General features: G+C 69.1%; 14 protein-coding genes. 5 read left to right on the plus strand and 9 right to left on the minus strand.

Translation table 11 applies throughout. The features are described 5' to 3' along the window. Positions 1 to 2 precede the first annotated feature (2 nt). Both ACFXI3_RS30585 and ACFXI3_RS30590 read left to right on the plus strand, forming a co-directional pair. Entirely contained in the window at positions 3 to 2,069 is a 2,067-nt protein-coding gene (locus ACFXI3_RS30585) for a DUF6519 domain-containing protein (RefSeq protein WP_378404168.1), read from the plus strand. Then, the gene (locus ACFXI3_RS30590) at positions 2,056 to 2,976 is read left to right on the plus strand and encodes a glycoside hydrolase domain-containing protein (protein ID WP_378404170.1); all 921 of its coding nucleotides are present in this window, start codon (positions 2,056 to 2,058) and stop codon (positions 2,974 to 2,976) included. The genes ACFXI3_RS30585 and ACFXI3_RS30590 overlap by 14 nt, the downstream gene beginning before the upstream one ends. Before the next feature lie 113 nt (positions 2,977 to 3,089). On the opposite strand, the gene ACFXI3_RS30595 is transcribed toward ACFXI3_RS30590, so the two are convergent. Further along, positions 3,090 to 3,941 (minus strand): oxidoreductase, encoded by an 852-nt coding sequence (locus ACFXI3_RS30595; protein ID WP_378404171.1) that lies wholly within the window; start codon positions 3,939 to 3,941, stop codon positions 3,090 to 3,092. A gap of 72 nt (positions 3,942 to 4,013) precedes the next feature. Between ACFXI3_RS30595 and ACFXI3_RS30600 the strand changes: the two genes are divergently transcribed. Then, positions 4,014 to 4,616 (plus strand): TetR/AcrR family transcriptional regulator, encoded by a 603-nt coding sequence (locus ACFXI3_RS30600; protein ID WP_378404173.1) that lies wholly within the window; start codon positions 4,014 to 4,016, stop codon positions 4,614 to 4,616. Here ACFXI3_RS30600 and ACFXI3_RS30605 read toward each other — a convergent pair. Further along, positions 4,613 to 5,584, minus strand: a complete 972-nt coding sequence (locus ACFXI3_RS30605) for a zinc-binding dehydrogenase (protein ID WP_378404175.1) — start codon at positions 5,582 to 5,584, stop codon at positions 4,613 to 4,615. The two genes, ACFXI3_RS30600 and ACFXI3_RS30605, sit on opposite strands and share 4 nt — an antisense overlap. Positions 5,585 to 5,647: 63 nt before the next feature. Between ACFXI3_RS30605 and ACFXI3_RS30610 the strand changes: the two genes are divergently transcribed. Together ACFXI3_RS30610 and ACFXI3_RS30615 are read left to right on the plus strand one after the other, a co-directional pair. Continuing rightward, positions 5,648 to 5,956 (plus strand): ArsR/SmtB family transcription factor, encoded by a 309-nt coding sequence (locus ACFXI3_RS30610; protein ID WP_377928536.1) that lies wholly within the window; start codon positions 5,648 to 5,650, stop codon positions 5,954 to 5,956. Between the two features lie 156 nt (positions 5,957 to 6,112). Beyond that, complete coding sequence (locus ACFXI3_RS30615; protein WP_378404177.1) at positions 6,113 to 7,000, plus strand: hypothetical protein; 888 nt, start codon at positions 6,113 to 6,115, stop codon at positions 6,998 to 7,000. A 100-nt stretch (positions 7,001 to 7,100) separates the two neighbouring features. Here ACFXI3_RS30615 and ACFXI3_RS30620 read toward each other — a convergent pair whose 3' ends face one another. From ACFXI3_RS30620 to ACFXI3_RS30650, 7 genes are all read right to left on the minus strand, one after another. After that, positions 7,101 to 7,946, minus strand: coding sequence for a hypothetical protein (locus ACFXI3_RS30620; protein WP_378404179.1), 846 nt, complete (start codon positions 7,944 to 7,946; stop codon positions 7,101 to 7,103). Then, positions 7,946 to 9,148 carry an RNA polymerase sigma factor gene (locus ACFXI3_RS30625; RefSeq protein WP_378404180.1) on the minus strand — a complete coding sequence of 401 codons (1,203 nt, stop codon included), beginning with the start codon at positions 9,146 to 9,148 and terminating at the stop codon, positions 7,946 to 7,948. Before ACFXI3_RS30625 ends, ACFXI3_RS30620 begins: the two co-directional genes overlap by 1 nt. Next, positions 9,145 to 9,507: a YciI family protein gene (locus ACFXI3_RS30630; RefSeq protein WP_378404181.1), complete on the minus strand. Its 363-nt coding sequence runs from the start codon at positions 9,505 to 9,507 to the stop codon at positions 9,145 to 9,147. Before ACFXI3_RS30630 ends, ACFXI3_RS30625 begins: the two co-directional genes overlap by 4 nt. 139 nt (positions 9,508 to 9,646) lie before the next feature. Then, a complete protein-coding gene (locus ACFXI3_RS30635) occupies positions 9,647 to 10,468 on the minus strand; it encodes a carbohydrate-binding protein (RefSeq protein WP_378404182.1) in 822 nt (273 codons plus the stop codon). Between the two features lie 50 nt (positions 10,469 to 10,518). Further along, on the minus strand, positions 10,519 to 11,454 hold the full coding sequence (locus ACFXI3_RS30640; protein WP_344268731.1) for an AraC family transcriptional regulator: 936 nt from the start codon (positions 11,452 to 11,454) through the stop codon (positions 10,519 to 10,521). 176 nt (positions 11,455 to 11,630) lie between these two features. Then, the gene (locus ACFXI3_RS30645; RefSeq protein ID WP_344268734.1) at positions 11,631 to 12,167 is read right to left on the minus strand and encodes an XRE family transcriptional regulator; all 537 of its coding nucleotides are present in this window, start codon (positions 12,165 to 12,167) and stop codon (positions 11,631 to 11,633) included. Between the two features lie 13 nt (positions 12,168 to 12,180). After that, positions 12,181 to 13,686, minus strand: coding sequence for a sodium:solute symporter (locus tag ACFXI3_RS30650; protein ID WP_378404183.1), 1,506 nt, complete (start codon positions 13,684 to 13,686; stop codon positions 12,181 to 12,183). Positions 13,687 to 13,688 lie beyond the last annotated feature (2 nt).

Consider the following 13,688-nt stretch of genomic DNA (forward strand, 5'->3'; position numbering starts at 1 on the left):
CCATGCAAGCCGACTTCTCGCGCCGCACCTTCGACTCGCTGAAGCACTTCTCCGCGGTGCTGGCGCAGCAGGGCCGGGTCCAGCTCGACGCGGACGCGAACGAGCAGGCCGCGATCCTGCTGTACCAGCTGCGGACCACGGTGGCCGACCTGCTCGGCCAGTCCGCCGCGCCCGCCGGGGCGCACGGATTCCGGATCGACCCGCACCAGGAGAACTCGAAAATCACCGACCTGGACATTTCGGCGGGCCGGCTGTACGTCGACGGGCTGCTGGTCGAGAACGACCAGGCCACGAGCTACTGGGCCCAGCCCGAGGGCTACCTCGACCAGGAGAACGACGAACTCCCCGAGACCGGGCCGTTCGTGGTGTACCTGCGGGTGTGGGAACGGCTGATCACCGCGTTGCAGGACCCGGCGATCCGCGAGATCGCGCTCGGCGACCCCGGCCCGGACACCGCTGCGCGGGCCAAGGTCGTCTGGCAGGTGGCCTGGTGCGCGGGACAGACCGTCGACGATTTCGAGACCTTCCGGAAATCGCTGAACCCGGAACCCGGTCTGCTTGCCGCGCAAGCGAAACACCCGGGCGACACCGATGCCTGCCATCTGCCGCCGGAAGCGCGGTTCCGCGGCCAGGAGAACCAGCTGTACCGCGTCGAGGTGCACACCGGCGGTCGCGGGTGGACGGATTCCGTGCCCACCAAGGGTTTCCGCCGGACACTGCACGGCGCGACGTTCAAATGGTCGCGGGAGAACGCGTCGGTGGTGTTCCCGATCGTCTCGGTGTCCGGTGCGACGGTCACGCTCGGCACGCTGGGCCGGGACAGCAAACTGGACCTGGACGTCGGCGACTGGGTCGAGCTGCTCGACGACGCGGCCGCCACCCGCGTCGCGGACGACATCCCCGCTGACGACCGCCCCGAATCCGCGCCCGCGCTGCGGAAGGTCATCGCGGTCGACCCGGCGGACCGGCTGGTCACCCTCGACGACGAACTCGACGAACGCTGCGGTCCCGGTTCCGACCCGGACCTGCACCCGTTCCTGCGCCGCTGGGACCACCTCGCCCCGGACGACAGCGAGGACGGCGCGGTGCCGCTGGTCGAGAACACCTGGATCGACCTGGAGGACGGCGTCCAGGTCCGGTTCGAGGCCCCGCCGAGGTCGTCGGCGGAGGTCGCGGCCGGGCAGCCGGGCACGTACCGGCGCGGCGACTACTGGCAGATCCCGGCCCGCACGGTGACCGGGGACGTCGAATGGCCCCGCGACGACGACGGCCCGCGTCCGGTGCCGCCGCACGGGGTCGAATACCGCTACGCCGTGCTGGGCGTGCTCGACGCGAACGGCAAGGTGACTCATCCGCCGGACACCTTCGAGCCGCTCTTCCGGCCGGGAGCGAATCCTGTCACACCTCCCGCGGAGACCCCGAAGAAGACGACCGTGATCGACGCACCGCCGCCGGCCGCGCATCCGACTGATTCGGTGGTGTTCGAGGCGGAGAAATCAGCCGGTGCGTCCACCGGTGCGAAAGCCGCGTCCCCGGCGCCGAGCCCGACTCATGCGACGGGCACCGCGGGCGCGGGCGGCAACGGTGCGACTGCGTCGGTCGTCCCCCCGCGCGACGTCGCCACCGAACCGGATCTCCCGGACGCAACTGTTACCGCGCCGAGCACTGCAGTCACCGCACCGACCACCACCGAGCCGACCACAACCGAGCCGTCCGAACCCCCGACCACCCCCGCCACCGAGCCGGAGAAACCAGCCATGACGCAACCGACCACGCAACCGACCACGCAACTCGGCGACCACTTCACCTCCTGGCTGCGCACCGTCGTCCCCGGCCTGTGGTCGGCGCTCGTCGCGTGGCTGGTCTCGCTCGGCCTGCCCGCTTCGGTGACCGACGCGGTGTCCGGGCTCGGCAACCAAGTGATCGTCCCGGTCGTGCTGGCCATCGTGTACGCGTTGCTGCGGCAGCTCGAACCGCAGATGCCGCCGTGGCTCACGCGGGTCCTGCTCGGCTCCAACCGGCCGCCGAGCTACGCCGAAACCGGGTCGGACCACCATGCGCTGGGCTGACTATTCCGAGGGCACGCCAAGCCCAGGGGCGCTCAAGGGCGCCGGTTTCGACGGCGTGATCCGCTACGCAGGGCTGGGCCGCGGCACGAAACGGCTCACCGGCCCCGAATACCGGACTCTCGTCGGCGGCGGGATCACCGTCGCGCTGGTCGTCGAACTGGGCACCGACGACGCGTGGGGAAGCGGCAACGACGACGACTTCGCCCGCGGTGTCGCGTTCGGCCGGGCGGGACTCGCCGACGCGCGCGGCATGGGTGTCCCGGACACAGCGCTGATGGCCTGCGCCGCCGACGCGCACGCGGCGGCTTACCAACTCGACGACGTCGTGCGGTTCGCGAGCGGGTTCGCCAGCGTGGTCGGCCGGAACCGGGCCGGGTTCTACGGGTTTTCCGAGACGCTGCGCGCGGTGCACAACGCCGGGGTCGTGTCCTGGTACTGGCGCTGCGGTTCGCAGCCGACGGCCGCCGAGCGGACCTGGACCCATCTGTGGCAGCGCAACGACGGCAAGGTCAAGGTCGACCGGATCACGTGCGACATCAACGAGCAATACATCCCGCTTTCCGGTGGCGGCACCGGACCCGCTCCCGGCAATGACGAGGAGACTCTGATGCTGATTCCCGCAGCCCCGAACGGCGACCACTTCTACATCCCGCTCGCGGGACGGCCGCCGTATCTGTACCTGTTCGCCGGATACGGCGACACCATCGAGATCAAGCAGATGGACTTCGTCCGCGCGACCAAGGAAGGCACCCAGGGCGACTTCGTGCCCGGCGCGGAGATCCGGAACTTCACGTTCCTGTCCGACCGGCCGGGCCCGCTGGACCTGCGCAGCGTGGCTGCGGCCGGCGCCATCGGCATCTCGATCTGGTACCAGGCCAAGCACTCCTTCACCGCGTACGTCGGCTGACGCTTCGGCCGGTGCCCCCAATGTGGCATTGGGTGCATCTGACGCACCGAACGCCACATTGGGTGCATCCCGCGCACCCAATGCCACATTGGGGCGGCGGCCCCGGCGCGAGCTCAACCGGGCAGCTGGGCTCCGTCCGGGAAGTCGGTGGACCGGCTCAGCTCGGCCCATTCCTCGATCTCCTTGTCGACCGCGGCGCGGCCGTTCGCGACGAGCCGCAGCGCGTCCGAGCCGAGGACCAGGTGTGCGGGCGGGTTCGGGACGTCGAGGATGCGCAGCACGGCCTCGGCGGCCTTCTGCGGGTCGCCGAGCTGTTTGCCGCTGGCCGCGAGGCGGTGGTCGCGGATCGGGTTCATCACCTGGTCGTAGTCCGGCACGGAACGATCGGTGCGGACCATCGACCGGCCCGCCCAGTCGGTGCGGAACGATCCCGGCGCGATCGCGGTGACGTGCACGCCGAACGGCGCGACCTCCTTGCCGACGGTTTCGAGAATGCCCTCCACGGCGTACTTGCTGCCTTGATAGAAGGACGTGCCGGGCACAGTGATCAGCCCAGCCATCGACGTGACGCCGAGGATGTGCCCACGCCGCCGCTGCCGCAGGTACGGCAGCACCGCCTTTACTGTCGCGACGACGCCGAAGACGTTGACCTCGAACTGCGCGCGCAGCTCCGCCATCGTCGACTCTTCGAAGACGCCCTCGTGGCCGTATCCGGCGTTGGCGATGACGACGTCGATCGGGCCGACCTCGGTCTCGATCTCGTCGACGGTCCGGAACACCGCCTCGTCGTCGGTGACATCGAGCAGGCGCGCGAGGGATTTCCCCGGCTGGAGCTGCTCGAACGCCTCGGCGTCGGCCTGCTTGCGGACGGTGCCGACGACGGTGTGGCCGGCCTGGAGCGCGGCCTCGGCGAACGCGCGGCCGAGGCCGGAGCTCGCGCCGGTGATCAGGAAGATCTTGGTCATGAAGCAAACTCTACACTGTGCTGAGAAAAATCTGCACTGCGTCAAAAATAGTCGGCGTGATAGAACGTGCAAGTGGAAGAGCAAGGCACCCGGGCCCGTCGCCGGACGGCTCCGACCAAGGGAGACCTGCGCGAACGCGCGATTCTCGACGCGGCGGAGCAGCAGTTGAACGCGACGGGCGGGGCGTGCATGACCGTCGCGACGATCGCGCAGGAGGCCGGGATCACCCGGGGCGCGCTCTACTTCTATTTCGGGTCCAAGAACGACGTGCTCGCCGCGCTGGTCGAACGGACGGTGGCCAAGCTGCGCACCGAGGTCGACGCAGTGGACGCGGCCGCCGAGGTTCCCGGCGACGCGGTCCGGCAGGGGGTCGAGCAGACCGCGCGGATGTGGCGCGAGCACGGCACGGTGATGCGCACGGCTGTCGAACTGTCGCCGTCGGTTCCGGCGATCGACCAGGCGTGGCGTTCCGCGGTGGTCGCGCTCGCCGACACGATGGGCGGGGTCGCCGAGCGCGCCGGACTGCCGTCCGGAACCGCGGCGGAGGTCGCTGCGGCATTGGTCTGGATGACTGAACGCGTCTTCTACCAGGCGGTTGTCGCCGACAGTTCGCTGGACGACGCGGCGGCGACGCTGACTCGGGTGTGGCTGGCGGCGCTCGGTCTCGCGACCTAGCCCACGGTGATGGCGACCTTGCCGCGCGGACGTCCGCCAGCAGAACCGCCTTCGACCAAGGCGTGCGCTGACGCGATGTCGGCCAGCGGGAGCACGGCACCGATCACCGGCCGGAGCTTGCCTTGCTCGATCAGCTGGGTGAGGGCTTCGAGCTTCGCGCGGCCGGGGCTGACGAAGAGGAAGTGATACGTCGCGTTGACGCCCCACGCGGCGAGCAGGTTCTGCGGTTCGGGAATGTCCACAATGGACACCACGCGGCCTCGGTCGGCGAGGACCTCCGGGCTGCGGGTGAGGGTGTCTCCGCCCACGGTGTCCAGCACGACGTCCACCCTGCCTAGAGCGCGGACCTGCGGCACGTAGTCCCTAGCCGAGAAGTCGATCGCGGTATCGGCTCCCAGTCCCGCGACGAACTCGTGGTCCCGAGCTCGCGCGGTGGTCACCACCTCGGCGCCCAGTGCGCTGGCGAGCTGGACGGCGACCGAGCCGACCCCGCCCGCTCCGCCGTGCACCAGGACCCGTTCGCCGGCCCGCACCGCGGCGCGTTCGACCAGTGCCTCCCATGCCGTCACGCCCACGAGCGCGAGACCGGCGGCTTCGACGTGCGACAACCCTGCGGGCTTGCGGGCGACCAAGGCCTGGTCGACCACGTGGTACTCGGCGTAGGTGCCCGGCCCGGCGAACACCGGCGCCAGGTACCAGACCTCGTCGCCCGGCTCGAAGTCGCTTGCCCCGGGGCCGGTCTCGACCACCACGCCGGACACGTCGTTGCCGATCACCGCGGGCAGCGCGACCTGGTCGCGGTAGTCGCCGCGCCGGGTCTGCAGGTCGAGCGGGTTCACGGACGTGGCCGCCACGCGCACCAGCACCTGGCCAGGGCCGGGGACGGGTCTTGGCAGCTCACGGGCGGTGAACGCGGTGTCCGCGGCACCGAAGCGGGCGAGTTCCGCCACGCGCATCGAAGTCGGCATGCGGCGAACATAGATCTACATATCGCGAATTGTCAATATGAGAGTGCGCGTTAGGATCGTCCGGTGTTCTCGGAGGCGGAGTTGCTGGCGGTGTTCCGCGCCCTGTCCAACCCGACCCGCCGCCAGATGCTGGTCTGGCTCAAGGATCCGATGAGCTTCCCCGGCCAGGAGCCCGAGGACGTCGAGATCGGCGTCTGCGTGACCGACATCCAGCAGCGCGCGGGCCTCGGCCAGTCGACCACCTCGCAGTACCTCGCGATGCTGCGGCAGGCGGGCCTGGTCGTCGCCACGCGGCGGGGCAAGTGGACCTACTACCGCCGCGACGAGCCGAACATCGCCCTCCTTCTGGAGACCCTGCGCGACGTGTTCTAGGCCGGGGGTTGCGAGGCCCGCCGAGGTCCTGCCCGCGCGGACCAGTCGAGGGCGACGTTGGGGCAACTATGGCTCTTCGCGGAACTTCCGGGCAACGTCATTCGGTGCTTCACGTCTTTGGGGTCAGAGAATCGCCAAAGACACGGGGAGCGCACAATGGGATTCACCGCGATGAAGTCGATGAAGCTGGTCATGGTCGGCGGGGCGGTCGCCGCGACCGCGTTGCTTTCCGCGTGCAGCGGAAACAATGTCGACGGAAATGGTTCCGCGGCGACGAGCGTTTCCGACGCGGCGGCGGTCAAGCAGGGCGGTTCGGCTGGTGCGGCGGGCACCGCGGCGACGTCGAACGGCGACGTGAACTGCAGCAAGCTCGGCGGACAGGTCGGCCCGGCCGGCGGCAAGCAAATGGACCTGATCGCGGTGCAGAGCACCAGCGGAAGCATTCCCGGCTGCACCGAGGCATTCAACGTGATGACGAAGTACTACGAATTGGCGCCGTCGCAGGGCGAAGGCCCCGGCCACCGCGTTCTCGGAATCGAAGGGCACTGGGACTGCGCATTGGGCGCGGAAGAAGAATTCACCCAGGGCGTCGTGAACTGCGGCAAGGACGGCGGCAGCGAGTTCATGATCAAGACCGCGCCGACCGCGGGCAAGGGCTCCGGCCAGCAGCCCGCCGCCCCGACGCGCCGCTTCCCGAACACGACGCAGACCGTGCAGTTCACCGGGTTCGACCGTTCGGTCAACATGGCCCAGTTCCAGCTGATCACCTGGAAAAAGGGCGGCGCGGACAACGGACACTTCGTGCCCGTTCCCGGCGACGGCAAGACCTACCGGCTGCCGGTGAGCAAGACCGCGCAGGTGTTCGGCGCGGCCGAACTGTGCCCCGGCGGCGACGTGGCCATCGACCAGCAGGGCCGCGGCACGAACCCGTGCACCGAGCAGGCCCTGATGGAGGCCCTGACCGGCCCGACCCCGCCGCTGGCCGAGATCCACGTCGACAAGAACGACAACATCGACGTCGCCAAGGAGCTTTACCGCCCCTGACGGAACCGGCGGGATTGCCGTCCGTGAGGGGAACCCTGAGGGACTCTGATTCCCTCAGGGTTCCCCTCACGGATCTGAGACCACCTGGGCGCCGGTCGTGTTAGGCGTCGAGTTTCTGTTGTCCGGCGTCGAAACTGCGTAACGCGGCACCGACGGCCGCCGCGACGGTGATCTCGTAGACCTCGTCTTCGCGGTATTTCGTGGCCAGTTCGGCGAAGTCAGCATCGGTGAGCCGGTAGGACGCGTCACGGACCTTCGCCGCGAACGGCTGCAACGGCGCGGGCAAACCATCCCCGCTCGCCGCCGCGCCGCGAAGCGCCTGATCGGTCACCGCAGGTGCACTGAACACGGAATACCGCATGTTCTCCACCGGATCCTCGTGCGTTCCTGCCGGACCGTCCGCGAGCAGGAAGCCCGGGAACCGGTACCCGAACCGGTGCAGGGCACGGGTTCCGCTCTCCAGCTGACCTTCGCGGAGCACGAACCCGAACGCGTTCGCGAGCCGGTTCACGATGTTCCACACCAGATTCACCCGCAGCGCCTCGCCAATCGCCGCCGCGGGAAGATCCGGCAGCACGATCTCGTCCGGGCGCAGCGTGACAGTCTCCAGAAACGCCCGAACGGTCCGCACCTCAGGCCGTGCCGCGTCAGGTCGCAAGGGATCGATCTCGCCGTGTCCGGCGATCCGCGTCAGCTCCGCATGCGAGTCGACGCAGAACGGGCACTCGTGCAGCAACGCCGTTGACATGGCGAGAAACTCGCGTTCCCCGGCTGTCCAGTACGACGGTCCGCGCATCGCCGGAGCGGTGAGATCCAGCAGCGGCCGGGTGAGAAAGCCGGGACGGTACAGCAGCATCTTCACGATGTCCGGCGGCTGTTTCGACGTGATCGACAGGAACAGCCTGGCTCGCAGGCGATGTCCGTTGTCGAGAATGGACAGTCTCATCAGGACTCCAAGGTGGCTAAGCGGCCTGCGAGAAATCGCCGGTCGGCGGGGTTGACGGCGAGTTCGTGCGCCCGCCGGTACGCGGCCATCGCGTCGGCGGTACGGCCGAGACGGCGCAGCAGATCGGCGCGCGCGGCGTGCATCAGGTGGTACCGGTCAAGGCCTTCGATGCCGTCGATGAGCGCCAGGCCCTCCGACGGGCTCGTGGCCATGGCGACCGCGACAGCGTGGTTCAACGCGATCACCGGTGAGGGATTCGTGTCGTACAAACGGAGATACAGCCCGGCGATCGCCGCCCAGTCGGTGTCCGCCGCGGAACGAGCCTGAGCATGCTGGACGGCGATAGCGGCCTGCAGCTGATACGGCCCCACCATCTCAAAGCGCAGCGCACGGTCCAGGAGCCCGATCGCTTCGGCGATTTCGCCGTGGTCCCAACGACTTCGGTCCTGGTCTTCGAGCAACACGACGTCGCCGTCCGGCGTATAGCGGGCGGCGGCGCGCGAATCGTGCACGAGCAGCAGCGAAACCAGGCCGAGCGCTTCCGGCTCGTCCGGCATCAGCGTCGCGACCAGCTTCGCCAGCCGGATCGCTTCCTGTTGCAGCTCGCGATCTCCCCCAGCGGTGTAGCCTTGGGTGAAGATCAAGTACAGCACTGCCAGAACCCCGGACAGCCGCTCGGACAGCAGATGATCGGGCGGGACCGCGAGGCTGATTCCGGCGTCGCGGATCTTGCGCTTGGCCCGCACCAGCCGCTGCGCTAGCGTCGCCTCGCTGACCAGGAATGTCCGCGCGATCTGCCCCGCGGTCAGCCCGGCCACCGCCTGCAGCGTCAACGCGACGCGCGCGTCCTCGGCGAGCGCGGGGTGGCAGCAGGTGAAGACGAGGCTGAGCCTTTCGTCGCCGATTTCGAGCAGGCGTTCCTCGGCCGGGCCCGCGCTCGTGGCTGGTTCCTCGAGCTGCGCGAGCTTTTCCTGGCCGCGGCGGGCGCGCCGGAGCCGGTCGATCGCGCTGTTGCGGGCGGCGGTCAGCAGCCACGCCACGGGGTCGTCCGGCGGCTCGTCGCCCCACTTGCGCAGGGCGAGCGCGCACGCGTCCTGCAGCGCGTCCTCGGCGAGTTCGAAGTCGCCGAGGACGCGGACCAGCGCCGCGAGCATCCGGGCCCGGTGCTCGCGGTAGGTCTCCCGCAGCAATGCCGAGGTCATGCCTGGTGGGAGAGCCCCGGCACGCCGGCGACCGGTCGCACCTCGACGGTGCCGACCTCGGCCATCGGGCACAGCGCGGCGAGTTCGAGGGCTTCGTCGAGATCGCGGCAGTCGAGGACGTAAACGCCGCCGAGATGCTCGTGAGTCTCCAGGAACGGCCCGTCGGTGATCAGCGTCTTTCCCTGGCGGACGCTGACCGTGGTCGCGGTGTGCTCGCCCCGCAGTGGATGCCCGGAGACGAACACCCCGCGCCGGCGGCATTCGTCGGCGAACGCGTTCACCCTGGCCAGCGCGTCCGGGAAGGCCGGATCGCCGGGTTCGGGACGGTCGCAGTTGTAGATCACCAGCAGGTACAGCATGTGTCCTCCGAGAGCCGGTCCGACGTTGTCGTAATGGAAGACGAATGCGTCGACCGTAACTCGACAGCGCGGGGGAGGCTTCCCGGAAAAACGGAGAACGGCGGGCCCGGGGGAGCCCGCCGTTCTCTTCAGGAGGGGATCAGCCCTTCTGCCACAACGCGGGCGCGTTGGGCGGTTCCCAGCCCTGCTGGGCGGTGTGGCCTTGCAGGCACACGTAGCTGACCCCGTTGAACGTGACGCGCGTACCGGCGGTGTACGCCTTGCCGGTGGCCCAGGACGTCCCGCCCGGCTGCCCGGTCGGCGGTCCCGTGGTCGGCCCGCCGGTCGGCGTCTGCGCGACGTTCAGCACGAAGTCGAACGCCGCCTCCTTGGCGTTGTTCGGGGCGTCGCGGACCGTCATGAGCAGCCGCGGGTCGAAAATCGTGTCCGTGTTGTTCCGCGGCTCGCCGGGGAAGTACAGCTGCGTCGTCAGGATCGGCTCGTTGGGGGCCTGCACCTTGACGTGGATGTGCCGCGTCCGGCCGGGGTAGAGGCCGGGCACGATCGTGGTCAGCTTGAACTCGCCGAGGTCGTTCGTGTACTGGTGGCCGCGGAAGTTGTAGCCGACGTTGTCGTACGCGCCGTTGTCGTCCGCCTGCCAGAAGTCCAGCAGCGCGCGGCCGATCGGCTGGCAGGCCGTGCCGAAGACGTACCCGCTCACCGTCAGCCGCGTGCCCGGGGTGCTCCCGTCGACGAGCACGCTGCGCTCGGGCGAGCCCGGCGTGAAGTACGGGCCCTCGGTCTGGTCGATCGTCGGTTCGTCGCCGTCGTGGCAGTACGGGGTCGGCTCGACCCGCTGCCCGCCCGCGAAATTGGTGCGGGCGAGCGCGGGTCCGCCGACGAGGGCGACCGGAGCCGCGACTCCGGCGGCCAGTGCGGCCTTCAGCACTGTCTTGCGGCTGAACTTTCTTTCTTCGTCCATGCCTGCTCCTCGGTGGGGGCTCGGGATTCCCTTCGACGGTAGGGAGAAGATCAGCCCGCAGCGATGGACGGAGTCATGCAGTCGTGGTGAATCTTCGGGGCGGCGTCGCCGGTGCGGCGGAATCCGCCGGGGCTCAGCCCGGTTTCGCGCCGAAAGAACCGACAAAAGTAGGCTGGATCGGCGAATCCGACGCGGCTCGCCACCTGCCGCACGGACAGATTCGTCCGCAGCAGGAACCGTTTCGCCTCCTGCGTTCGCGCCTCGCGCACCAATTCCGCGGCGGTACGCCCGGTTGCCGCCTTGACGGCCTCGGTGAGGTAGCCGGGAGTGACGCCGAGCCGTTCGGCGTGCGCGCGCACCGACCACAGTCCCAGCTCGGATTTTTCCGCCTGCTGCGCGAATTCCGCCGCGACCGCGCGGGCTCGGACGGGGGCCGGTGCCGGCGGAATGCCGGGAAGCCTTCCGGCGCGCACGATCAGCACGTGCAGCAGCGCGCGCAGCACGGATTCGCCGTCCTCGCCGCCGCGGCGGAATTCCTCCTCGAGTTCGGCGATCAGCCGCGCGGTCCGGTCGTGTTCGGTCCCGTCCAGCCGCAGCCACGGCCGTTCGCGCAGCCTGCGCAGGGTTTCCCGGTCGGCCGGATGGTCGAAAAGGAAATCGTCGGTGAACAGCACGACCGACCCGGTGAGCCCGCTGGCCTCCCAATGGTGCACCTGGCCCGGCGTGACGACGCCGAGGTGCGGCGGGCTCAGTTCCCACCGCGTCAGGTCGACGACGTGCGCGCCGGTCCCTCCGGTGACGAGCACGATTTCGTAGAACGTGTGCCGGTGCGGGAATTCCGCGCGCGACAACGGTCCCACCGCGTCGAAAGAGCCGACCGCGAACGGCACCGCGTCGGGCGCGGGCACCTCGAGCCGGTGCAGTGGAAGTTCACCGGTTTTGACCGGTCTGCAGCACATTCCCGGGGGCACCGTCGTCCCACGCATCAGTCCGTCCTTTTCGCCGGTTTCGGAACGAAAAGTCTAGACCAATTTCGGAGCGGATACCTCCGACGGAAGTATCAGTACTGTGCCGGATGGTTACTGATCCGACCACAGTCACGGCCTATGACTTCGCTGCGACGGTTACGTGCCGCTTCAGGGGCGGCCTGCTTTTGGTCGAATCAGTAACTCGGAGGAGTGACGCTGACGAGGAACCGGGCGGTGGTCCGGCCGTCGTTGCGGAAGCGGTGCGGGATCGCCGAATCGAAGTGGCAGCTGTCGCCGGTCTTGAGCACGTGCGTCTGCTCGCCGACCTGGACGGTCAGCCGCCCGGCGATCACCACCACGCATTCCTCGGACGGATGCGAACGCAGTTCGTCGGACGAGACGCCGCCCGGTTCGAGCACGCCTTCGAGCACTTCGAGCTTCGCGCCGCCGGGCGACGCGCGGGTGTAGGTGATCGCGTGGTGCGGCGAGGAGATCCGGTACCGGTCGTCGTGCCGGATCACCGCGACGGTTTCCTCGTCCGGCTCCTGGAACAGGCTGAACAGCGGGATGTCGAGCACCTCGGCGATCCGCCGCATGGTTTCCAGGCTCGGGTCGGTCACGCCCCGCTCGACCTGGCTGATCAAGCCGGTCGACACTCCCGCCTGGTCGGCAAGCTGGCGCACGGTCAGCCCGCGCAGGGTGCGGAACTCGCGGATCCTCGTCACGGTCACCCGATCATTATCGTCAAACGGCGCTTCGGCGCAGGTCACCGGCCTCGGCGGGGCCAGCTGGGCGGTCCCCAGCTCCGACTTCGATCGCGGTCCGCGACGGCGGCCGGGTCACCAGGCTGACCGCCACCGTCACGATCAAGTTGACGACGAGCGCGGGCAGTCCGACGACGGTCCCGGGCGGCATCGTGTGCGCGACAAGCGAACCCAGCGCGGGCACGCCGACGATCAGCCCGCCGCACAACGCGCCGGCCGCGAGCCCTGGTGCGGTGACCCGCCGCCACAGCATCGAAAGGAACAGCGCGGGGGCCAGTTGCCCGACGGCGCTGTACACGTTCGTCATGATGCTCAACAGTTTTTCGTTGCTGTGTGCGACAAGAAGTACGGAAAGCGCGGTGAAAACGAGAACGCCCACGCGCATCGCAGTAAGCGACGAGGCCCATTTCGCCGAGCGGGCACCGAGCACATTGCGGGTGAACAGACTGCTGGCTGCGAGGACAAGCACGGCGGTCGGCACGAGCGCGACGAGAATGCCCGCGCCGCCGAGCAGCCCGATGACCCATTCCGGATACTTCTCGCGCACGAAAATCAGCAGTGACGCGTTGGCCTGCTTGCCGGTCAGCTTCGGCAGCGCGAGCACCGCGGCGAGCGCGATCATCACGATCAGGACGTAAAACAGCGAATACAGCGGCTGGACCACCTGATTGCGGCGGATCGTCGCGACGTCCTTCGCGCTGTAGGACACCTGGAACATGTGCGGCAGCGCGAACGAGCCCAGCGGCGTGAGCAGCAGGAAGCTCATCCACCACCAGGTGTTCGTCGCGGCCGAGCCGTGCAGCCCGGGCAGTGTCGCGCCGCTGGGATGCGCCTGCTTCATCGCGTCGAACACGCCCATCGGGCCGCTCACTCCGGCCGCGTTCGCCGCGCCGATCGCGACCACGAGCAGGATCGCGATCAGCAGCACGTCCTTGACGATCGCGGTGAACGCGGCCCCGCGCATCCCGCCGACCAGCACGAACCCGGCGACCAGCACGCCGCCGGCGATGACGTAGACCAGCGACGGGACCTCGCTCCCGAACAGGCTCGCCAGGATCAGGCTCAGCCCGGTCAGCTGGACCTGGGCGTACAGCAGCAGCGCGACGATGCCGAAGACGGCGACCAGCCCGCCGAACCAGCGGGCCTCGAAGCGGGTGGTGAAGTAGTCGGCCATGGTGACGAGGCCGTGCTGCTTGCCCGCGCGCCAGATCTTGGGCACCACCCAATAGCCGACCGCGGCGGTCAGCACGACCGTGCCGAGGACGTAGAACCCGGGCGCACCGTTGCTGAACACCCCTTGCGAGGCGCCGAGCAGGGCGAACGTGGTGAATGTTTCGCCGACCAGCAGGAACCAGAACAGCCAGGTGCCGAACCGGCGTCCGCCGACGGACCATTCCTGCAGATTCATCGCCCGGCCGCGCGCGGCGGCGACGGTGCCCCAGACGATCGAGCCGACCGCGATCAGCAGAGCGAGCGCCAGTGCCATCG

Origin of the sequence: Amycolatopsis sp. NPDC059235, assembly GCF_042754125.1 — a bacterium.
GTDB classification, from domain to species: domain Bacteria; phylum Actinomycetota; class Actinomycetes; order Mycobacteriales; family Pseudonocardiaceae; genus Amycolatopsis; species Amycolatopsis albidoflava.

Excerpts from the sequence above, each read along its gene's own strand:
- ACFXI3_RS30590 (WP_378404170.1), top strand. The coding sequence starts at position 2,056 with ATGCGCTGGGCTGACTATTCCGAGGGCACGCCAAGCCCAGGGGCGCTC.
- ACFXI3_RS30640 (WP_344268731.1), bottom strand. The coding sequence starts at position 11,454 with ATGCGTGGGACGACGGTGCCCCCGGGAATGTGCTGCAGACCGGTCAAA.
- ACFXI3_RS30615 (WP_378404177.1), top strand. The coding sequence starts at position 6,113 with ATGGGATTCACCGCGATGAAGTCGATGAAGCTGGTCATGGTCGGCGGG.
- ACFXI3_RS30650 (WP_378404183.1), bottom strand. The coding sequence starts at position 13,686 with ATGGCACTGGCGCTCGCTCTGCTGATCGCGGTCGGCTCGATCGTCTGG.
- ACFXI3_RS30625 (WP_378404180.1), bottom strand. The coding sequence starts at position 9,148 with ATGACCTCGGCATTGCTGCGGGAGACCTACCGCGAGCACCGGGCCCGG.
- ACFXI3_RS30605 (WP_378404175.1), bottom strand. The coding sequence starts at position 5,584 with ATGCCGACTTCGATGCGCGTGGCGGAACTCGCCCGCTTCGGTGCCGCG.
- ACFXI3_RS30620 (WP_378404179.1), bottom strand. The coding sequence starts at position 7,946 with ATGAGACTGTCCATTCTCGACAACGGACATCGCCTGCGAGCCAGGCTG.
- ACFXI3_RS30585 (WP_378404168.1), top strand. The coding sequence starts at position 3 with ATGCAAGCCGACTTCTCGCGCCGCACCTTCGACTCGCTGAAGCACTTC.
- ACFXI3_RS30635 (WP_378404182.1), bottom strand. The coding sequence starts at position 10,468 with ATGGACGAAGAAAGAAAGTTCAGCCGCAAGACAGTGCTGAAGGCCGCA.
- ACFXI3_RS30595 (WP_378404171.1), bottom strand. The coding sequence starts at position 3,941 with ATGACCAAGATCTTCCTGATCACCGGCGCGAGCTCCGGCCTCGGCCGC.
- ACFXI3_RS30630 (WP_378404181.1), bottom strand. The coding sequence starts at position 9,507 with ATGCTGTACCTGCTGGTGATCTACAACTGCGACCGTCCCGAACCCGGC.